The organism is Sphingomonas sp. (assembly GCF_036731925.1).
GTDB lineage: Bacteria > Pseudomonadota > Alphaproteobacteria > Sphingomonadales > Sphingomonadaceae > Sphingomonas.
The window spans coordinates 20,492-39,389 of record NZ_DAINDJ010000005.1; the positions used below are offsets into that span (position 1 = coordinate 20,492).

At 64.2% G+C, this 18,898-nt stretch carries 27 protein-coding genes; 12 read left to right on the forward strand and 15 right to left on the reverse strand.

Annotated features, from left to right (window positions below):
• The first annotated feature begins 8 nt into the window (after positions 1 to 8).
• The gene (locus V7E00_RS19390) at positions 9 to 365 is read left to right on the forward strand and encodes a hypothetical protein (RefSeq protein ID WP_095687571.1); all 357 of its coding nucleotides are present in this window, start codon (positions 9 to 11) and stop codon (positions 363 to 365) included.
• A 40-nt stretch (positions 366 to 405) separates the two neighbouring features.
• Positions 406 to 603: a hypothetical protein gene (locus tag V7E00_RS19395; protein ID WP_019368240.1), complete on the forward strand. Its 198-nt coding sequence runs from the start codon at positions 406 to 408 to the stop codon at positions 601 to 603.
• 42 nt (positions 604 to 645) lie between these two features.
• On the opposite strand, the gene V7E00_RS19400 is transcribed toward V7E00_RS19395, so the two are convergent.
• The 9 genes from V7E00_RS19400 to V7E00_RS19440 all read right to left on the reverse strand — a co-directional run bounded on the left by V7E00_RS19400 (position 646) and on the right by V7E00_RS19440 (position 7,517).
• Positions 646 to 1,053 carry a DUF411 domain-containing protein gene (locus V7E00_RS19400; protein ID WP_019368241.1) on the reverse strand — a complete coding sequence of 136 codons (408 nt, stop codon included), beginning with the start codon at positions 1,051 to 1,053 and terminating at the stop codon, positions 646 to 648.
• 91 nt (positions 1,054 to 1,144) lie between these two features.
• Entirely contained in the window at positions 1,145 to 1,507 is a 363-nt protein-coding gene (locus V7E00_RS19405; protein WP_037512961.1) for a DUF305 domain-containing protein, read from the reverse strand.
• Between the two features lie 96 nt (positions 1,508 to 1,603).
• Complete coding sequence (locus V7E00_RS19410; protein ID WP_019368243.1) at positions 1,604 to 2,206, reverse strand: DUF305 domain-containing protein; 603 nt, start codon at positions 2,204 to 2,206, stop codon at positions 1,604 to 1,606.
• Between the two features lie 32 nt (positions 2,207 to 2,238).
• A complete protein-coding gene (locus tag V7E00_RS19415) occupies positions 2,239 to 2,967 on the reverse strand; it encodes a PepSY domain-containing protein (RefSeq protein ID WP_019368244.1) in 729 nt (242 codons plus the stop codon).
• 8 nt (positions 2,968 to 2,975) lie between these two features.
• The gene (locus V7E00_RS19420) at positions 2,976 to 4,187 is read right to left on the reverse strand and encodes a copper resistance protein B (RefSeq protein ID WP_026008900.1); all 1,212 of its coding nucleotides are present in this window, start codon (positions 4,185 to 4,187) and stop codon (positions 2,976 to 2,978) included.
• On the reverse strand, positions 4,184 to 6,175 hold the full coding sequence (locus V7E00_RS19425; RefSeq protein ID WP_019368246.1) for a copper resistance system multicopper oxidase: 1,992 nt from the start codon (positions 6,173 to 6,175) through the stop codon (positions 4,184 to 4,186). The genes V7E00_RS19420 and V7E00_RS19425 overlap by 4 nt, the downstream gene beginning before the upstream one ends.
• A gap of 60 nt (positions 6,176 to 6,235) precedes the next feature.
• A complete protein-coding gene (locus tag V7E00_RS19430) occupies positions 6,236 to 6,811 on the reverse strand; it encodes an RNA polymerase sigma factor (RefSeq protein WP_019368247.1) in 576 nt (191 codons plus the stop codon).
• A complete protein-coding gene (locus V7E00_RS19435; RefSeq protein ID WP_019368248.1) occupies positions 6,808 to 7,248 on the reverse strand; it encodes a periplasmic heavy metal sensor in 441 nt (146 codons plus the stop codon). Before V7E00_RS19435 ends, V7E00_RS19430 begins: the two co-directional genes overlap by 4 nt.
• Positions 7,245 to 7,517, reverse strand: coding sequence for a hypothetical protein (locus V7E00_RS19440; RefSeq protein WP_019368249.1), 273 nt, complete (start codon positions 7,515 to 7,517; stop codon positions 7,245 to 7,247). Before V7E00_RS19440 ends, V7E00_RS19435 begins: the two co-directional genes overlap by 4 nt.
• A gap of 119 nt (positions 7,518 to 7,636) precedes the next feature.
• Here V7E00_RS19440 and copC point away from each other — a divergent pair, with 119 nt between their 5' ends.
• From copC to arsH, 6 genes are all read left to right on the forward strand, one after another.
• Positions 7,637 to 8,008, forward strand: a complete 372-nt coding sequence (gene copC, locus V7E00_RS19445) for a copper homeostasis periplasmic binding protein CopC (RefSeq protein ID WP_019368250.1) — start codon at positions 7,637 to 7,639, stop codon at positions 8,006 to 8,008.
• 1 nt (position 8,009) lies between these two features.
• On the forward strand, positions 8,010 to 8,939 hold the full coding sequence (gene copD / locus V7E00_RS19450) for a copper homeostasis membrane protein CopD (protein WP_019368251.1): 930 nt from the start codon (positions 8,010 to 8,012) through the stop codon (positions 8,937 to 8,939).
• Positions 8,940 to 9,177: 238 nt separating this feature from the next.
• Positions 9,178 to 9,510: an ArsR/SmtB family transcription factor gene (locus V7E00_RS19455; RefSeq protein ID WP_019368252.1), complete on the forward strand. Its 333-nt coding sequence runs from the start codon at positions 9,178 to 9,180 to the stop codon at positions 9,508 to 9,510.
• Between the two features lie 11 nt (positions 9,511 to 9,521).
• Positions 9,522 to 9,950: an arsenate reductase (glutaredoxin) gene (arsC, locus tag V7E00_RS19460; protein WP_333574305.1), complete on the forward strand. Its 429-nt coding sequence runs from the start codon at positions 9,522 to 9,524 to the stop codon at positions 9,948 to 9,950.
• Complete coding sequence (locus tag V7E00_RS19465; protein WP_019368254.1) at positions 9,950 to 11,236, forward strand: arsenic transporter; 1,287 nt, start codon at positions 9,950 to 9,952, stop codon at positions 11,234 to 11,236. The genes arsC and V7E00_RS19465 overlap by 1 nt, the downstream gene beginning before the upstream one ends.
• Positions 11,236 to 11,982: an arsenical resistance protein ArsH gene (arsH, locus tag V7E00_RS19470; RefSeq protein WP_019368255.1), complete on the forward strand. Its 747-nt coding sequence runs from the start codon at positions 11,236 to 11,238 to the stop codon at positions 11,980 to 11,982. The genes V7E00_RS19465 and arsH overlap by 1 nt, the downstream gene beginning before the upstream one ends.
• A 310-nt stretch (positions 11,983 to 12,292) precedes the next feature.
• On the opposite strand, the gene V7E00_RS19475 is transcribed toward arsH, so the two are convergent.
• Both V7E00_RS19475 and V7E00_RS19480 read right to left on the reverse strand, forming a co-directional pair.
• Positions 12,293 to 12,952, reverse strand: a complete 660-nt coding sequence (locus V7E00_RS19475; RefSeq protein ID WP_019368256.1) for a hypothetical protein — start codon at positions 12,950 to 12,952, stop codon at positions 12,293 to 12,295.
• Between the two features lie 9 nt (positions 12,953 to 12,961).
• Positions 12,962 to 13,162, reverse strand: a complete 201-nt coding sequence (locus V7E00_RS19480) for a helix-hairpin-helix domain-containing protein (RefSeq protein WP_026008901.1) — start codon at positions 13,160 to 13,162, stop codon at positions 12,962 to 12,964.
• 140 nt (positions 13,163 to 13,302) lie between these two features.
• On the opposite strand from V7E00_RS19480, the gene V7E00_RS19485 reads away from it, so the two are divergent.
• Entirely contained in the window at positions 13,303 to 13,737 is a 435-nt protein-coding gene (locus V7E00_RS19485; protein WP_026008902.1) for a LexA family protein, read from the forward strand.
• Positions 13,738 to 13,741: 4 nt separating this feature from the next.
• Positions 13,742 to 15,004: a Y-family DNA polymerase gene (locus V7E00_RS19490; protein ID WP_026008903.1), complete on the forward strand. Its 1,263-nt coding sequence runs from the start codon at positions 13,742 to 13,744 to the stop codon at positions 15,002 to 15,004.
• A 5-nt stretch (positions 15,005 to 15,009) separates the two neighbouring features.
• Here the strand turns inward: V7E00_RS19490 and V7E00_RS19495 are convergent, their stop codons facing one another.
• The 4 genes from V7E00_RS19495 to V7E00_RS19510 all read right to left on the reverse strand — a co-directional run bounded on the left by V7E00_RS19495 (position 15,010) and on the right by V7E00_RS19510 (position 17,671).
• The gene (locus V7E00_RS19495) at positions 15,010 to 16,299 is read right to left on the reverse strand and encodes a Fic/DOC family protein (protein WP_019368260.1); all 1,290 of its coding nucleotides are present in this window, start codon (positions 16,297 to 16,299) and stop codon (positions 15,010 to 15,012) included.
• Positions 16,300 to 16,301: 2 nt separating this feature from the next.
• A complete protein-coding gene (locus V7E00_RS19500) occupies positions 16,302 to 16,559 on the reverse strand; it encodes a hypothetical protein (RefSeq protein WP_017503786.1) in 258 nt (85 codons plus the stop codon).
• 126 nt (positions 16,560 to 16,685) lie between these two features.
• Positions 16,686 to 17,072 carry a DUF3768 domain-containing protein gene (locus tag V7E00_RS19505; RefSeq protein ID WP_019368261.1) on the reverse strand — a complete coding sequence of 129 codons (387 nt, stop codon included), beginning with the start codon at positions 17,070 to 17,072 and terminating at the stop codon, positions 16,686 to 16,688.
• A gap of 299 nt (positions 17,073 to 17,371) precedes the next feature.
• Complete coding sequence (locus V7E00_RS19510) at positions 17,372 to 17,671, reverse strand: hypothetical protein (RefSeq protein ID WP_019368262.1); 300 nt, start codon at positions 17,669 to 17,671, stop codon at positions 17,372 to 17,374.
• A 274-nt stretch (positions 17,672 to 17,945) separates the two neighbouring features.
• On the opposite strand from V7E00_RS19510, the gene V7E00_RS19515 reads away from it, so the two are divergent.
• Both V7E00_RS19515 and V7E00_RS19520 read left to right on the forward strand, forming a co-directional pair.
• Complete coding sequence (locus tag V7E00_RS19515; protein ID WP_019368263.1) at positions 17,946 to 18,446, forward strand: hypothetical protein; 501 nt, start codon at positions 17,946 to 17,948, stop codon at positions 18,444 to 18,446.
• 74 nt (positions 18,447 to 18,520) lie between these two features.
• Positions 18,521 to 18,760 carry a hypothetical protein gene (locus V7E00_RS19520; RefSeq protein ID WP_125977912.1) on the forward strand — a complete coding sequence of 80 codons (240 nt, stop codon included), beginning with the start codon at positions 18,521 to 18,523 and terminating at the stop codon, positions 18,758 to 18,760.
• The last annotated feature ends 138 nt before the right edge of the window (positions 18,761 to 18,898 follow it).

The following is an 18,898-nucleotide window of genomic DNA, read 5'->3' on the forward strand; positions in this document are numbered from 1 at the left end:
ATCGAACGGTGATCGGGATCGATAAGCCTGTGGAGCGTCGATTGAACCGCCTTGCCCGCCCGCTTCGCCTGGCGGTGCTGACCATGCTGGCGGTGATGCTTGTCCTGCACCTCGGCCCGATCTGCGAGGCCGTGGCGAACGCCGCGCCGGTCGCATCCGAGATGGCCGATTGCGAGGGAAGTCACAAACCCACGAAGGCCCCGCAACAAGCAGCCTGCTCGACGCCCTGCATGGCAGTTCAGAGTGAAGCGTTGGCGCAGACCGGACCTAACGCTCCGATCCGCATCGCGCTCAAACCACTACCTGTTGCGGGATTGATGGGAATGCCCGTTCCGCCTGCAACACCCCCTCCGCGAGCTGTGTGACGATCCGAACTACCCACACATTCAATCGACGGAGTTACCAATGACCAAGTTCAAGTTGATCGGCGCTGCCCTGGCGCTGGCGATCCCCGGCGTTGCATTCGCGGCCGATGCCGGCTGCTGCGGCGCGGACAAGACCTGCTGCAAGGACGGCAGCGACTGCTGCAAGAAGGATTGCTGCGCGGACATGAAGAAGGGCGGCGATCACGCTGGCCACGACATGTCGGGCATGAAGCACTGATCTGACGGCGGGCGGGAGCGGTTCATCGCTCCCGCCAGCTACCTAACCATGCCGGGCATAGACGCGGCGACCGCCCGGGCCGAACGCGATGACGGAGAAGGGCTGGGCCTTCATGCCCGCTACCTCCATGCCGGGCGACCCGAGCGGCATCCCGCCGACTGCCAGCCCACTGACGCCTTTGGGACGCTGCGCCAGAACGCGCTTCATGTCAGCGATCGGAACATGGCCCTCGAAGGCCATGCCGTCGACGATGGCGGTATGACAGGATAGCTGATCCGCCGGGACGCCGACGCGACGCTGCAAAGCGCCGCGATTGGCATCGTCGATGATCCGCACCTTGCGGCCGAACTGCTGGCGGACCTGCTCAGCCCACTTCTCGCAGCAACCACACCCCGGATCGCGGTGCATGGCAATGTCGGCTGCGGCCATCGCGGTCGCGGGAAGCCCCATCAACAAGGCGGCTATCGCAGCACGAAAAGGTCGGCTCATCATCGGCTCTCCAATAGCTGACTTGTGTCGCCCAAAGGCGAGGGCGGGTCGGTTACTGCGGGTTCTTGCCCATTTTGCGAAGCATGGCGTTCAACGTCGCGATCTCACGGTTCTGGCTGTCGATCGTCTTCTGCGCCTCACGACGGATTTCCGCATTCCGGGTACTGCGAAGTGCCGTCTGCGACATCGTGATCGCGCCGCGGTGATGCTCGATCATCTGACGAATCCACGTCTCGCCGGCGTCGGCACCCTTTGCCGCCATCATCCGCTCGTGCATCTTCATCATGTCGGGGCCGTAGGGATTGGCCGCGCTCGGCTGCATCATGCCTGCATGGTTCATTCCCTGATGATCCATCCCCTGATGCCCGGTCTGCTGCGCCAATGCCGGGGCGGCGGCGAACAGGGCGGCGGTCATGATCGCGATTGTCTTCATGTCTGATTTCTCCACGTTACCCCCGCCCATGCGAAAAGGTACGTGCACCAGCACGCCACCCCTCAACCAACGGTAAATCTATCTGACCGGCTGCAAGGTGTTGATGCCGGTGCTCTGATCCGTCTCGGGGGGCGGGGGCGGCACCTGCCGGTCGCGATAGGAAGGCAGGTCCGGCGCGTTCGGGGGCGTGGGGTTCGCTTCCAGTCGGGCGATCATCCGCTTCATCTGCGTAATTTCGCGAACCTGGGCGTCGATGATGCCGTCAGCGAGCTTACGCACTTCCGGGTCTTTGATGTGTGCCCGTTCGCTCGTCATGATCGCGATCGAGTGGTGCGGGATCATCGCCTTCATGTAGGCAACGTCACCGACTGTGTCCTGGCTGCGGACAAGCCACAGCGCGCCGGTGAACACGATGACGGCGCCTGCCACGATGCCGAGATTGGCGCGGCGGTTCGGGTACATGCCCCACATGAAACCGAGCATGATGATCGCCATCACGGCACCCATGACGATCGCCATCCACGTCCGGGTCTGACTGTACTCGACGTGGCTCAGGGCATAGGTGTTCAGGTACATCAACCCGAACATCACGACGGTCGATGTCGCTATCATGGCGGCGAACCGCCCGTAGCTCATGCCCATCCCGCCACCCTGGCCGGATCGGTGCTGGTCGTGGTCCATCGCTCGTTCTCCTTTGGCACCCCCCAAAGAAACTACGCGGCGGTTCGGGCTGTCCCTTGCACTTTTCTCCGCCTGCGTCGCGGCCAGCGCATGAACAGGAGGATCGCACCCGCGACGCCGAACACGAGGCCACCCGCCGCAAAGGCCATCAGCCACGGCGTGTTGAAGCGTTCGTGCTCGGTCCAGTCCATGATATGGAGGCCCCAGAAGAAGTCGTAGAGCCGCCACGTTCCGGTACGCACCGAGGTCAGCCGGCCGGTTTCCGCCGACACGTAGATGCGCGTCGCATCTTTGTCAGGGAACGATGCGCGCCATGCGGGAAGGCTGCCGCGATATTCGGTGCTCGGGCGCTCCACCCGCTCCATCGTCGGAACTGCGGGTCCGCCTCGATAGGCCCTGCCGGCGATGGCCGCCGCGGCCCTCATGTCGATCGGTGGGAGCGGCGCAGCCGTCCGGGCGTCGAGCAACCGGATTTTGCCATCGGCAAGCTGCGCCTCAACGACGGGTCGGCCGAGCAGCATCCGGTGTTGAAGCTGACGGACAGGCACGCCGGCATTCGCGAGCAGGGCAGGAACGGGTGCAAAGGTTTGGTCGATCGACAGCGCCGGCTCGGCATTGCGATCGATCCGGTGATCGCCGTGAACCGTGTCGATCGGCAGCAGGCTCATAATGAGTCCGCTGGTGAACCATACGATCACCTGCGCCCCGATCAGGAGAGCAAGCCAGCGATGGACCTTGCTCGCCCCGATGTGGAGGCGCAACCGCGGGCTCAGAACCAGGTCCTCACGCCAGCGACGAAGCTGAACCCGCCGGTGTCACCGCCGCGTGCCCGCGTGAAGCGCGCGGTGTCGCCGAACTGCCGTTCCCACGACACGCCGATATACGGCGCCAGCTCGCGCCGGCCTTCATACCGAAGCCTCAGGCCTGCCTCCAGATCGGTAAGCCCCGACCCGGTGCCTGTCTCCGGCACGTCCTGCGCAGAGAAGTTGGCTTCGACCCTTGGCTGAAGCGTGAAATAATTGGTGATGCGCTGATCGTAATAGCCCTCAGCACGACCCAGCACCTCGCCCTTGTTCGACAGGAACAGCGCACCTTCTACCTCGAACCAGTAAGGTGCCAGCCCCTCGATACCCACGGTCGCATAGGTCCGGGAAGGGTTGGGTTTGATGTCGTAGCGGACGCCCGCCTGGAGGTTCCAATAGGGGTCGAGTGCATGGCTGTAGAGCGCCTGAACCTCGGCGCTGTCGAGCGACTTGCCGAAACTGCCTTCGCCCTCCGACTTCAGCCACAGGCGATCAATGTCGCCTCCGACCCACGCCTCGCCATCCCAACGATACCCGTCGCTACCCTTGCGAGCCTGGTACTCGGCCAGATTGAAGAGCACCTGATAGTAGGTCATCCCGCCATGCTCGCGACGCAGATCGTCCTCGCGGGAGGTCGCCATCGCCTTCGCACCCCAGAAACGATCGGCAAGATGATCGCCGGAGGGAGCGGGTGCGGGCTTATTGCCGGGGGGCAGGTCGGTCCCGACTTTAGCGCCGCCCTGATCGCCGTTCATCGCCATGCCCGGCATCGCGTTCATGTCGTGGCCGGCGTGTTGGTCCTGCGCCGTTCCTGCCGGGGCACCCATGCCGGGCATGGCCGACATATCGTGGCCCGCGTGCGGGTTCGAGGCGGGGGCCGACTGCTGGCCGCCCATGTCCATCCCCTGCATCCCGCTCATATCGTGACCGGCGTGCGGGTCAGTCGCCGGAGCTTGGGCCTGCGCACGTCGGGACGCCGTCTTTCTGGCAGGTGCCTTGCGCTTGGATGCCGGCTTCGCGGCGGCTTTCCGCGCGGGTTTCGGGGCGGCCTTGGCGGCAGGCTTGGCCGGCATGGTCATGCCCGGCATGTCGTGCATGGAATGGTCCATGCTCTGTGCGAAGGCAGGAACAGCGATGATCGCTGATGCCAAACCGGCAAGGAGGATCGACCGGCTCATGCTGCGGCCTCCCCGGCCTTGCGGACCTGGACGACACGCATCATGCCCGCGTGCATGTGGTAGAGCATGTGGCAGTGGAACGCCCAGTCGCCTTCCTCTCCCGTCACGTCCCAACTGACAGTTCCGCCCGGTTGGACCAGCACAGTATGCTTTCGGGGCGCATAGGCGCCTTTCCCCGTCACCAGCTCGAAGAAGTGACCGTGAATGTGGATCGGGTGGCCCATCATCGTGTCGTTGATGAGGGTGACGCGCACCCGCTCGCCATGCAGCAGCGTGATCGGATCGGGGTTCTCTGACAGCTTTTCGCCGTCGAAGCCCCACATGTAGCGTTCCATGTTGCCGGTGAGGTGAAGCTTGATCTCGCGCTCTGGTGCCCGCGTATCGGGGTTGCGGTCGAGCGCCATCAGATCGCGATAGGTCAGCACGCGGTGGCCGACATTCTCCAGCCCCTGACCCGGATCGCCGGTGCGGTCCACCGGCATAGCCGAGATGGTCTGAACGCCCGGCCCCTTCTTCACCTCCGGTGCCTTCGAGAAGTCGCGCATGTTCATGTTGCCCATGTCCATGCCACCCATGTCCATGCCGGCCATCGACTGATCGCCTGCCATGCCGGGCATTGCGCCCGAGCCATGATCCATCCCGGCCATCGTGCCGCTTTGACCCTGCGGCATCGCCATTCCGGCCATCCCTCCGGCAGCGGCAGCGGCCGTGCCGTGGTTCATCTGGGAATGATTCATCCCCTGCATCGAGCCGGCACCGGCACCATGGTTCATCGCGCTATGGTCCATGCCCGCCATCGAACCGGCCTGCGCGCCCGCCGCACCGTTCCCCATGCCTTGCATGGCGCCGTGATCCATGGTGCCCATGTCGTGGCCGCCCATGCCCATGTCCTTCATGGTCGCGAGCGGACGCTTGCGGAGGGGAGGAACCTCGGCAGCCATGCCCTCACGCGGCGCGAGCGTGGCCCGGGCTTGGCCAGAGCGGTCAACACTTTCGCCGACGAGCGTGTACGCGCGCATGTCGGGAGGCGTAACGATCGCATCATAGGTTTCGGCGGGACCGAACTGGAACTCATCGATCTGGACCGGCCGCACGTTCAGGCCGTCCGCTGCGACGATCGTCATCGGCAGGCCCGGAATGCGGACGTTGAAGGTCGTCATGGACGATGCGTTGATGAAGCGGAGCCGGACCCGCTCGCCGGGCTTGAACAGCGCGGTCCAGTTGTCGCGCGGCCCATGACCGTTGACCAGATAGGTGTAGGTCGATCCGGTCACGTCGGCGACGTCAGCTGGGTCCATCCGCATCTTGCCCCACATCAACCGCTCTTTGAGCGGCTGATCCTTGCCCGCGAGCAAGCCGGCCAAGGTCTGGCGCTGGCGGTTGAAATAGCCCGACTCCTTCTTGAGCCGGTCGAACAGGTAATGCGAATGCTGGAAGCTGTGATCGGATAGCACGATGACGTGCTCGCGATCGAACTGCACCGGGTCCGGGTCCTTGGGATCGATCAGGATCGGCCCGTAGTGACCGTCCTGTTCCTGAAGCCCCGAATGGCTGTGATACCAGTAAGTGCCGCTCTGGATGATCGGAAATTCGTAGGTGAAGGTCGAGCGCGCTGGAATGCCGGGAAAGCTGATGCCAGGAACACCGTCCATCTGAAACGGCACCAGCAGGCCGTGCCAGTGGATCGAGGTTTCTTCGTCCAGGTCGTTGACGACATGAAGGCGCACATTCTGGCCTTCGCGCAGGCGGATCAGCGGTGCCGGCACGGTGCCGTTGATGCCAATCGCGTGGCTTTCCCGCCCGTCGATCATCATCTTCTGATGCGCGACCCTCAGCGTAATGTCCTCGCCCGAGACGGTCGGCAACGGTTTGGCGATACCAGCGGAAACGGATTGCGCCCACGCCGGCATATAGGCCGACAGGGCAAGGCCGCCTCCCGCCATGGTGGCACCGCGCAGCACTTGGCGGCGATCGAGAACGCGCGACATCGAAGCTCCTCAAGGGTCGGGCCGCGATCGGCCCTCACCCCTTCTACGCGTCTCGCCCGATCATCCCTTAGCCGCGTTCAACTTTTCCATGAGCTGCGCCCGCGCGCGATAAAGGCGGGTTTCGACCGCCTTCTGGCTGATACCCAACACCTCGGCCGTCTCCGCCTGGCTCAAGCCCTCGATCGTCCGCAGCACCAGCGGCTCCTTCAGATTGACCGGCAACGTCGAGATAGCGCGCGTCACCCGATCAAGCTCCTGGCGATCGGCTGCACTGTCATCGATCGGCACGGCGTTGTCGGGAAGGGTGTCAGCCTGATCCTCCGCCGCGAAGCCGAAGGACAGAAAACGGCGAACGGCGCGCTTCCTCGCCCAATCCCGGCATTTGTTGATCGCGATCGTCGACAGCCATGCCTTCATCGCGCGCTGCGTGTCGTAGCGCGGCAACGCCTGATGCGCGGCAACAAAGGTTTCCTGAACCAGATCAAGCGCTTCATCGGTTTCGCCTACAGAGGCACGCGCGAGCCGAAAAACCGGCTGACGGTAACGGCGCATGATTTCCGCAAAGGCCGCCTGACGGCCGGCGATACTGAGCGTCGCCAGTTCGCCGTCAGACAATGCGGTCCAGTCGATGCTCACCCCTGACCGTCGGTGAGTGCCTTCACCACCGCGGCATCAAATTGGGAGGTCTGATCGGGTCGCAGCAACTGCCGCATGGCGAAGATATGCGCGAGCGTCGCCTTTTGCAGCTCGCCCATCGCCGCATGGCTCTGGTCCACCGCGGCTGCGACCTTGAGGCCATTGCCATGTTCGGTTTGGATCGCCTCGGCGAGCCGGGTGTTGGCAGCGCGCATTTCGAGCTCGAGCGCACGCCGCTGCATCGCGAAGCGATCTTCCAGCACCTTCAACCGTGCCTGCTGGCCGTCGTCGAGCGTCAGCTTGTGGTGCAATACGTCATGCAGCGCGGCACCTGGCTGCTTGGGCTGCGGCAACAGCGCCCGCCCGACGAACACGCCTCCGATCGCGGCCAGAAAGGCGAGCACGACACCGAGAACGATGCGCGTCGTCGAGGTCATTGCTCACCCAGGAGCAAGGAGGAAGGCGCAAGCGGCGACGCTCCGCCAAGCGGGGCCAGGGAAACGGTCGGGCGGGCAGCGACGGGCAGCTCGGCTCCGACGATGCCGATCGCAAGCGCCGCTGCCGTCACTACGCCAAGACCGATGCCGGCCTGCCGCACGACGGGCCGCGAGCCGATCCGTGCAAGTACCCGCGTCTCGATGCCGTCCAGCGCGGCAGGGGCGGGTGCGCCCGCCAGCCTCGCCAATGCTCTGTCCAGTTCGTCCATGCTTTCCACTCCACCCCACTAGCATTTCATACGCAGGATTGCCCGACATCCCTCATCGGGCGGCTAAGGGGTGCGCGACCGGGGCGCGTAGATAGGGCACGAACCCACGGAGTAATCTCATGCGTAGCATCTTCCTCCCTACCGCCCTCGCCCTTCTCGGCATCGCCAGCGCAGCGCAGGCTCATCCGAAACTCGTGACAGCCTCGCCGACCGCGAATGCGACCGTCGACAAGCCTGCCCGTATCGAGCTGCGTTTCAGCGAAAAGCTGATGCCGAAGTTCTCCGGCGCCGATCTCATGATGACCGGACATGGCGGGGCAACGCACGCGCCGATGAAGATCACGACGACGGCAGCCGTCGCCGGTGACGGCAGCACGCTTGTCCTTACGCCCAAGGCGCCGCTCGCTCCGGGCCGCTACACCGTTGCATGGCATGTCGTGTCGAGCGACACCCACCGCGTCGCCGGCAACTACACCTTCGCGGTCAAGTGACGTGGAAACCGACTGGCCGCTGATCGCTGTACGCTTCGCGCTCTTTCTGGCGCTGGGCGGGCTGTTCGGCCTGTCGGCATTCGGCCTCTACGGCCTCAAGGGACGCGAGCGCGCCAGCGCGCTCGCGTTGCGCCTCTGGCTCGTCGGTCTCGGTTTGCTGGGCCTTCTGCTCTCCGCCATCGCACTCGCGCTACTCGCTGCGGCGATGGCGGGCACACCGCCCTGGCCAATCGATCGCGAGGCGATCGGAATGCTGCTTTCCGGGTCGACCATAGGCACGGCATGGGAAGCACGCATGACCGCGCTGGTCGTGGCGTCGGTCGCCGCCTTGGCGGCGGCCGGACGTGCGCCTCTCCTCGGCGTCGTGGTGATCGCCAGCGCTGTGGCGCTGGCGACACTCGCCTGGACCGGGCACGGTGCGATGGATGAGGGCGCAAAAGGCTGGGCTCACCTCCTTGCCGATATTCTCCACCTGCTCGCAGCCGGTGCTTGGGTCGGGGCGCTGTTTGGCCTTGTCCTGCTTGTGGCTCGCCCTACCCGCCGGGCCGACGCGGCTCATCTGACGCTTACGCATCGTGTACTGCACGGGTTCGGCCTGGTCGGTACGATCGTGGTCGGCACCATTATCGTTACCGGCCTCGTCAATACATGGCTGCTAGTCGGTGTAGGCAACCTTCCAAAGCTCGCCACATCCCTTTACGGCCAGCTCCTGCTCGCCAAGCTCGTCTTGTTCGGCGCGATGCTGGTGCTGGCATCGCTCAATCGCTTCCGGCTGACGCCCGCATTGGAGCAAGCGCTGCCGGGTAGCGATCAACGCGGCGCACTCAGCGCTTTACGGCGCAGCCTCGGGATCGAGGCGGTCAGTGCCATTACGATCCTCGCGCTCGTCGCATGGCTGGGAACGCTCGAACCACCCATGTCGGCGATGTGAAGAGTAGGGCGACCGATCAAGGTCGCCCGACGCCACTTACGCGACCATCTTCTCGCATTCTTCCGCGCAACCTTTCAGCCGAAGGGCCGGCAAGGTCATGCAGCCCTTCCCAACTGGGATCGAGTTTTGGGACGCCCTTAGTCCTCCCGAAACCCGTTGCGGGTGAGTGGCGAGACACGTGATCTACCAACAGGCGCGAGACAATAGCGTTAACCGATATATCTGCTATGCTGGATATATGGAAATCGATTCGGCAATCGCTGCTCTTGGTGCGCTCGCACAGGGAACACGGCTCGATGTGTTTCGCTTGCTGGTTCGCCATGAACCGACCGGACTGGCGGCCGGTGAAATCGCCCGTCAGCTTGACGTGCCGCAAAACACTATGTCGGCGCACCTCGGTATCCTCGCCCGCGCCGGCTTGGTCCGATCCGAACGGCATAGCCGGTCGATCATCTACCGCGCCGATCTGGGCGGCCTGCGCGCGCTGACCCTGTTTCTCGTCAAGGACTGCTGCGCCGGCTCGCCCGAACTATGTGTGCCGCTCCTCGCCGAACTCGCCCCTTGCTGCTGAAAGGACGCCCCTTGGCCATTGATATCGTCATCTATCACAACCCTGCGTGCGGCACGTCACGCAACGCCCTCGCCATGATCCGCAATGCCGGCATCGAACCGCATGTGGTCGAGTATCTGAAAACCCCGCCCGCACGCGCGCTGCTGGTCGAGCTGATCGACCGCGCCGGCATGACGCCTCGCGAGCTGCTGCGCGAGAAGGGAACCCCCTATGCGGAGCTGGGCCTAGGCAACACGTTCCTGTCCGACGACGCGCTGGTGGACGCGATGATGGCGCATCCGATCCTCATCAACCGGCCGCTGGTCGTCTCGCCGCTCGGCGTGAAGCTGTGCCGCCCTTCCGAAGCCGTCCTCGATCTGTTGCCGAGTGGCCAGCTTGCCGCGTTTGCCAAGGAAGACGGCGAACAGGTGGTTGATGCTTCGGGCCAGCGCGTCGCCTGATGCTTCTTGCCGTCCTGATCTTCGTCGCGACGATCGCGCTCGTCATCTGGCAACCCAAAGGCCTCGGCATCGGGTGGAGCGCGATAGGCGGGGCCGTCGTGGCGCTGCTCGCAGGCGTCGTCACCTTGTCCGACGTGCCGGTAGTATGGGGCATCGTCTGGAACGCGACGGCCGCGTTCGTTGCGATCATCGTCATCAGCCTGTTGCTGGATGAAGCCGGGTTCTTTGAATGGGCGGCGCTGTACGTCGCCCGCTGGGGCGGGGGGCATGGTCGTCGGCTGTTCGTCCTGACCGTGCTGCTCGGCGCGGCGGTGTCCGCGCTATTCGCCAATGATGGTGCGGCGCTGATCCTGACACCGATCGTCATCGCCATGCTGCGGGCGCTGGGGTTCAAGGACAAGGCGACGCTGGCTTTCGTCATGGCGGCCGGGTTCATCGCCGACACCGCAAGCCTGCCGCTGGTCGTGTCGAACCTCGTTAACATCGTGTCGGCTGACTTCTTCAAGATCGGATTCGGTGACTATGCAGCCGTGATGGTGCCGGTCGATCTGGTGTCGATTGCCGCCACACTGGGCGCGCTGCTGATCTTCTTTCGACGTGATATACCGCGAAATTACGACGTGGCCGCGCTGCGTGCGCCCGGTGCCGCAATCCGCGACACCACGACCTTCCGCGCCGGATGGATCGTCCTTGCCCTGCTGCTCGCCGGCTTCTTTCTGCTGGAACCGCTCGGCGTCCCGGTCAGCGCCGTAGCCGTTGCCGGCGCGATCTTGCTGCTGGTGACTGCGGGGCGAGGCCATGTCATCCAGACCGGCAAGGTGCTGCGCGGCGCGCCGTGGCAGGTCGTCATATTCTCGCTCGGCATGTACCTGGTCGTCTATGGCCTGCGGAACGCGGGCCTGACCGATCATCTGGCGGCGCTGCTCGACCGCCCCGCCCAAGGCGGGGTGTGGGGCGCGGCGCTGGGAACGGGCGTGATCGCGGCCGTCTTGTCGTCGATGATGAACAACATGCCGACCGTGCTGTTAGGCGCGCTCTCGATCGACGCGACCCACGCGACGGGCGCGATCAGGGAAGCAATGATCTACGCCAACGTGATCGGCTGCGATCTCGGCCCCAAGCTGACGCCGATCGGCTCACTCGCCACGCTGCTGTGGCTGCACGTCTTGGGGCAGAAGGGCGTGCGGATCGGATGGGGCTATTATTTCCGGGTCGGGGTCACGCTCACCGTGCCCGTCCTGCTCATCACCCTTGCCGCGCTCGCGCTGCGGATCGGACTTACCTGATGCCCCTTCGCGACCTTGCCGACCCCGAATATCTGCCGGCACTCGATACCGCCTATGCCATCCAGCGGCCGGCGCTGGGGCTGGGCGCGATCGATCCGGCGCCGCGTATTCTCCTGCTCTATGGCTCGCTGCGCGAACGATCCTATTCCCGGCTGTGCGTCGAGGAAGCGGCGCGTCTGCTCCGCTTTTTCGGCTGCGAAACGCGCCTCTTCGATCCGTCCACCCTCCCGCTACCTGATCAGCACGCTGGCGACGATCACCCGGCCGTCCATGAGTTGCGCGAGCTATCGATGTGGTCGGAAGGGCAGGTATGGTGCAGCCCCGAACGGCACGGACAGATCACCGGCATCATGAAGTTGCAGATCGACCACTTGCCGCTCTCGATGGGTGGGATGCGTCCGACGCAGGGCCGCACGCTCGCCGTGATGCAGGTGTCGGCCGGGTCGCAGTCGTTCAACAGCGTCAACACGCTGCGCGTGTTGGGCCGATGGATGCGGATGGTGACGATCCCCAACCAATCGAGCATCGCTAAGGCGTTCAACGAGTTTGACGACGCCGGTCGCATGAAGCCGTCTAGCTATTACGATCGGATCGTGGACTTGATGGAGGAACTGGTGCGCTTTACCGTCCTGCTGCGCCCCCACACCGTCCAGCTTATCGATCGCTACTCGGAGCGCAGGGAGGCCGGGATGCCGATCAATCCGGCCACGGACCTGTCGAACATCGCGACCGCGCCACAGTCCTGACGCCTTTCTCGATTGGGAACCCGTAGCGAGACAGCCGGGGAGTTTGCGCTGATCGCGCGCGTCGCGACTGCACGGTTTTCCCAAGTCTGTTCCCCAATGGGTTTTCCCAACATGGCCAGTTGAAGATGGAGAAACGGGACGATCCGCAAACGTGCGTATGTGTGACGGAGCGCCTGTCCGGCTCGATCGGCATCGAGCGGTGTCACCTAACCCGTCACGCAATCTATGCACCTCAATCGGTTCCGGCTCGGGGCGGAATGACACGCTAAGGACCGATCCTTAGACCCCGTGCCGGCTGCGCCCCCTCCAGTCAGGTCGGCGTCGCGTCGGGAGGGGGGCCTTGCGCGATCGACCATTCTCTACCGGTCCTGGCCTGAAGCCGCTCGACGATCTTTTGACCTCGCTCGGCGAATATCTCGTCGAGCGCATCGACGAGCTTCGTCCAGTCGTTCGACCCTCCGATATAGAACCCGAAGCGGAAGCCTAGATTGACGATGAAGCGCCCTTCATCCTCCTGGATCTCCATTTCATCGTTGACGGAATCGTGTTCTGCAACATGGGCATATCGCTTGTTCCGCATATCGATGATTTCGTCATGGGCGCTGCGCAACGCCTCGGGCAGCGCGTCGCGAGCGAAGCCGCTGCCGCTCCCTCCGGTGTGAAGCCGGACATAGGTGGCGACGAAGGCGGTCGTTAGCATGTCCAATTCGAGGAACGCGGCCATATCCGCCTTGAAACGATAGACGGCCAGCTTGTCCCTGATGTGCTTCAGGACCGTCACGTGGTAGAAGGACAGCGATAGTCGCGAGAGCTGTTTCAGCTCCTTGTCGGCGGCTTCCAAGACTTTGCGACCGTCCTCGGCACGCGCGTAGATCGCTTCTTGCCATTCTCGCGGCAGATACTGGATCGCCTCTTCGGGTACGACATAATAGGCGCCATCGTCGTCGTCATCTGCGTCCGTGTCACTCATGCTCGTCTCTCAATTCGCGTCGCCCACGGTAAGGGCCGCGCTGCTGCCGTCGACCTTTCCGGCAAGTCCGGGCACTTCCTCCAGTTGGCGCAAATCGCTGAAGCCGCCGCGCTCCTCGCGGTAGCGCACGATCTCCGGGCCATGCCCATTGAGACCCGGAACAGCGTCGAGTTCTGCGGCGCTGGCGGTATTGACGTTGGTGGCGGGCATCGTGATCTCCTTGAACGCGCATCGTGCCATCTGTCGCGACGGTCGCAAGAGGAACCGTCCCCCGCGTTGCGGCGAATGGTTCAACTCTCCTGTTCCCCTTTCGTTCGCGCGAGTGTTACAATGGAGGGTGAAGGGAATCTCTGATGCTGCCTCTGATGCAGCCGGTCCCGCTTGCCGACGTGCCGCAGGGGACCATTCTCCGGATCGTTGGTGCAGCAGGAGCCGGCTTTCCAAGCCCTGCCCAAGACTGGCAGGACGACGCCATAAGCCTGATCGAGTTGCTGCGGCTCGATCGGGCGGCAAGTTTCGTCTTCCGCATCAGCGGATCGAGCATGATCGACGCTGGCATCCACGACAACGACGTCGTGGTGGTCGATCGCGACACGCGCCCCGTCGAGGGGCATATCGTTATTGCGATCGTGGATGGCGGCTTCGTGTGCCGTCAGCTCTGCCGGAGACGCGGCGACCTCCTCCTGGAAGCGCGGAACGCGCAGCAAATCTACGAGCCGACACCCGTGGAAGGGGTGGAGATATGGGGTGTCGTGCGGACCGGCGTCCGCGACTATCGACGCTAGCGCCGTGTCATGGGCAATCGTCGACATAGCCAATTTCTACGTCAGCGCGGAGCGATTGTTCGATCCGGCCCTGCGCGATGTGCCCGTCATCGTCTTGTCCAACAACGATGGCTGCGCGATCGCGCGCAGTGAAGAGGCGAAGGCGCTGCACGTCCGTATGGGCGACCCGGTCTTCAAGATGCGCGATCGGATCAAACGCCACGGAATCCAGCTCCGATCGAGCAATTATGAACTGTATGCCGACCTCAATCGACGCTTCAACGCGGTCATCGCCGATCACTCCGATATGGTGGAGATCTACTCGATCGACGAAAGCTTTTTCCGGCTGCCGGTGCTGCCGGACGGCCTCGGCAACGTCGTGGCCGCGCACGCGGTCCGCGAGGATATAGCGCGATCGGTCGGCCTGCCGACCCGGATCGGCTTGGGTCCGACCCGCACGTTATCCAAGGTGGCAAACGCCTTGGCGAAGGCGACCGAGAAGGTGTGGGGAGGGGTGGTCGATCTCCACGACGTCGAGCTGCGCCGGCGTCTGTTCGACCAATGGCCGGTAGGAGAAGTGTGGGGCATCGGGCACGCGCTGGCAGCGCGGCTCCGCCCGCTCGGTGTGAAGACGACGGCGGACTTGGCCGCGCTACCTCCGGCGGTCGCACGCGATGTGGGAACGGTGGTGCTGGAACGGCTCGTGCGCGAGCTGGGTGGGATCGAGTGCGACGACTTCAAGGTGGCGCCCGAACCGCTCAAGGCGACCGCAGTGACGCGGCAATTTGGCGCGCCCGTCTCCGATCTCGCCGAGCTGCGCGAAGCGATGGCGCGCCGCGCAGCGCGTGCGGCCGAGAAGATACGCGCGCAAGGACTGGCGGCGAGCCGGTTGATCGCCTTCGCACATGGCTCGCGTTATCGCCCGAACCCGCCTTCGGCATCCCGATCGGCGCGGCTGTCCCCGCCGACCAACGATCCGCGCATCATCGTGGGGATCGCGGGGAAGATGATGGAAGCGATGTTTCAACCGGGAGGCGTCTATACCAAATGCGGCGTCTTGCTGGAGGATCTGACAGCGGAAGGGGCGGGGCAGGCGGACCTCTTTGCGACAGCCGATCCCAAGGCACCCGCGCTGTTGGCGGCAATGGATGGTCTCAATAGCCGGTTTGGGAGAAACACGGTCATCTTGGCGGCGCAGGGGTGCGGTGCGCGGTCGTTCGATACGAAGCGATCACAGAAGAGCCCGGCATGGACGACCCGGATCGGGGAGATACCCGTTGCGCGATGAAGCCGTTAGCGGCTCCGGTCCTTATCGCGCGGTGCAGGTGCCTGCACCTGCGCCGCGCGGCCGATCTCGCCGTCCAGTGAACCGCCAGCCTTGATCCGATCGGCGACGAGCTGGCGCGTCGACTCCCTGATCGTTGCGACCATGCGGGCGCTTTCACCCCGATTGGCCGCCGTCTTCATGGCGGCATCGACAATCGCTTGCGCGGGCGAAAGGCGTGGATCGGCATGGTTCTTTTCGGGCGTGTTCTTGATGAAAAGCTCGGCAAGCCGCTCTTGCCCGGGTGAATGGCCGGGGGGGAGGATCGGCCGCTCCAGCGCCCGCACGGCGCGTTGAAGCTGCGCCGATTGCTGACCGTTGATCTGCACGCCCAGGGCGGCCCCGATCTCACGCACACGCTCAAGGGGCGTTTGTTGGGCGGTAACGACGGCATCGACCTGCCGCACGCCGAGATAGGTCAAAAGGTGGGACTGGTAGATCGGACCCTTGGCGTGCCGGACATAGGCAAGCTCGGTTCGTGCATTCGCGATGGCAGTAGATGGCGCGCTTTCTCCGATCAATTCGCGCAATCGTTCGGCCGCCTGCTGTCGGGCGGCGGGCAGGTAGCGTTCCAGTTCTTCGCGCGCCTTAGCGAGGGTGACGCGATAGCGTTGCCCCTCGGGTGGCGCGCGGTTCGGAAGCATGGCAATCCCGGCGGGACCGATGCGCGCCTCGGGCGCGAGGTCGCGCTTGACTGCCGCTGCGGAAAGAACCGCGGCCATGCCGCGATGATCCCCCGTTAGAAAGCCGTGCCGGGATGCCTCCATCCACTTGTCTTTGTCGATCGCGGCGATGCGGATCGGGTGTCCGGCCTCGCGCGCGAGCTGCGCCGCGTGGTGGCGCATGGTGCGCCCATTACCTTCGCGGAAAGGATGGATGGCGTTGATCTCGTTGATGTGGTCGCCGAGCCGGTCGAAAAACTCGTCTCGAGGAAGTCCGCGAAAGCCGCTTTGCGCGCCCATGTCGGCAAACCGCTTGTCGAGTTCACGCGCGACATAGGGCACGGCTGCGAAGCTCGAGCCGCCCTTGGCGATGTTGACGGTCCGGTCCTGCCCCGCCCAATCATAGAGGTCTTGAAACAGATGCTTGTGAAGCGCGCGATAGCCGTCGGTCGTCGCTGGAAAAGTCAGGCGCGCGGCCTCTGCGCCGCGCGCCTGCGTTAGGCGCCGCTCAGCTTCGATGAGCGTCTTTTCATCGGTGAGCCCGAGCCGGTTTCGAAGCGTCTCGGTGCCGGGATACGTGTAAGGATCGCTTGCCAATGTCAGGCAGCGATCTGGCGGGTTCCGGGCGGATAGAGACTAAGGATGATCGAGGGCATGAGTGCGGGAGGCACACCCTCGTCGAGCATCATCGCGAACATCGCGTCTTCATCGATGGTCGGCGTCATGTCTTCAATCACGAGATTGGCGCGGGACTCCGCGACATCCTCGCGCCAGAGCGCGATCTGTTCGGGAGTGCCGCGTTCGAAATCCATCTGGCGGATGCGCTCGCGCAGCGCTTCAATATCGATCTGGGCCATCGCGTCATCCTTTCTATCTTAACCTTACTCTCCCCGGCGCGATTCCTCAACAAATCACTCGACGCGGCAGTCACTCGGTTCACCATGTCCCGCGCCCGTTCGGGCGCGGGATGATCGCCGCAACTATCAGTATTCGTTGGCTAACATGATGGTCAGCACACGCTTGGTCTGGTGCTCATCCCACGGCACTTCGCTGCCATAGGTGAGCGTATTATCGTAGTAATCCACTTTCCAGAACACTGTCTCGGCAATCGTCTTCTCGTCTTTGGGCCGCTCCTGCGTCCACCCTCCCGTCGCGAGGCGATAGACCGCGCCGAAATCATGTTCCCCATAGGGGTCATTGTCTCCGTCGAACCGGGAAAATCCCACGATCGCCGCCAGTGCCGCAAAGCGGTCGGCATCGGGAAGGGACTGAAACCCTAGCGTGACGTTGGCAATGGAAGCCGTGCCGGGATTGCTCCGGGCCGCATCGTTCAGGCGACGGATGGTGTCGAGTTGTTCGGGGCTGCGCATAACTGATCCTCCTGCTGCATGGGCCGCAAGGCCGCTCGGCCTCACGGCCCTGCCTGTCCGGCGAGGACGGGATGGGGAGGGGGAGCGAGAATCTACTGCTGGCGCGGGCGAGCCGCCCTAGTGCGGTCGGCGCTTTGCGCCGGGTGCCGTGCTTGGCGGATTACACGGGCGGTCGATTGTCGTTCGGGAACGAAAGGGCGGCGCCCTTGGTGTTCCCTCGCGCCGATCGCGCGATGCGCGGGCGGCGAGGACGGCGCGGTGCGGATCTCCGCACGGCATTCTTGCGCGCAAGCGCGCCGTCATGACGGCGCGGTGCGTGCGTCGCGAGCGGCGATCACCAGCTCGACGATGCGGGGCTGATGGAAAAGCTCGCCGCGCTCGACGACGGCAAGGCCAGGACCATCCAACACGTCGCGGATGCGATCTTGCACCACGTCTTCCAGTTCACCGGCCAGAACCCAGAAATGGATCGGGTCGCGCTCGCGGCCTACGGCGCGGAATTGGTCGCACTCGGCGACGGCCTGAGCCAGCGCATTGAGCGCGGCCATCCCAAGCGCACGCTCGAAGGCGAGCTGCGCAAACAGGCGATGATGGGACATGGAAAACCTCCGTGTTGCCGTGATTGGCGACGACAGCGGGAGGTGCGCGGAACGCCGGGTCACAGGACCGCGAAGCGGCCGGCTTGCCGGACAGCGGGGGAGCCGATTTACGCAGTGAATTGGGGGGACCGCTGATCCTTGAGGCGGCGGGCCGCGTCCCTCACGATGGGAGGAGACTGACGGACAGCCCTACCAAACAACGCCCGCCCACCAGGGCGGTCGATCAGGTGATTTTCTGCTTTCGTTCTCGTTCCCGCTGACTCATAGAATTGTCATGCCGATCATGGCCGAACATCGCTGGCTTTACCCGATCGACTGGCCCGAGCTGTCGAGAGCCATTCGCTTCGGCCGCGCCAATGGGCGGTGCGAGCATTGCCATCGCCCGCATGGTCAGCGCGTATTCCACTTGGGCGACGGACGGTGGTGGGACATGGATCGTCGGCAATGGCGAGACGGGCGCGGAAGGCGGATCAGGGTCGGGGCGATAGACCTCGTGGCGATCGTCCGTATCACGCGGGTCTATATCGCCTGCGCCCACCTCAACCATGATCCGACCGACAACGCCCCGCGCAACCTGGCTGCGCTCTGCCAGCGGTGCCACATGATCCACGATGCTGACGAGCATCGGCGTCGTCGATGGCTCAATGCCTATCGCCGGCGCGCTGTGGCGGACCTGTTCGCGTGGTTCGAAGCGCGCTCGATCATGGCGAACGAGGGTGTGCCACGTGGCACACCTATGCGAACATTGAACATGCGAACCCACGAACCTACTTAGGAGCTGGCCTTCGTGGCTTCGGGGTGCTGGGGGGTTCAATTCCCGCAGGCTGGCTGATTATCGGTGTCCTCTTTTTGGCCCTGGCGCTTCGCTATGCGAGCGTCATCTTCATGGAGGGATTGCCTATGATTACACGTTCAAAATCTCGCGCTCGCAAGGCGCACAAGGTCAAGAACACCAACCTGAACCCAGTGACTAACGTGATGAAGCTCTGTTCTGTTTCTTTCGAAACCGTCTGGGCACTGATCGTTGGCTGGTCTGCTGGTGTGGCCGGCCCCGCACCATCGGCGCAGTTGCGCCAGCGTCACCAGTAGGGGGCGGGAGAGCGGTCTTCCGCCCTTTGCTTTTGCGGCTCCCGGCAGCGCTAAACGCGGACTTATATGCTCGTGGCTGTTTCAAGCGACGAATGACGGCGCGCAGCATTAGGTAGGAGCGCAGCGAGATCGGCTCGC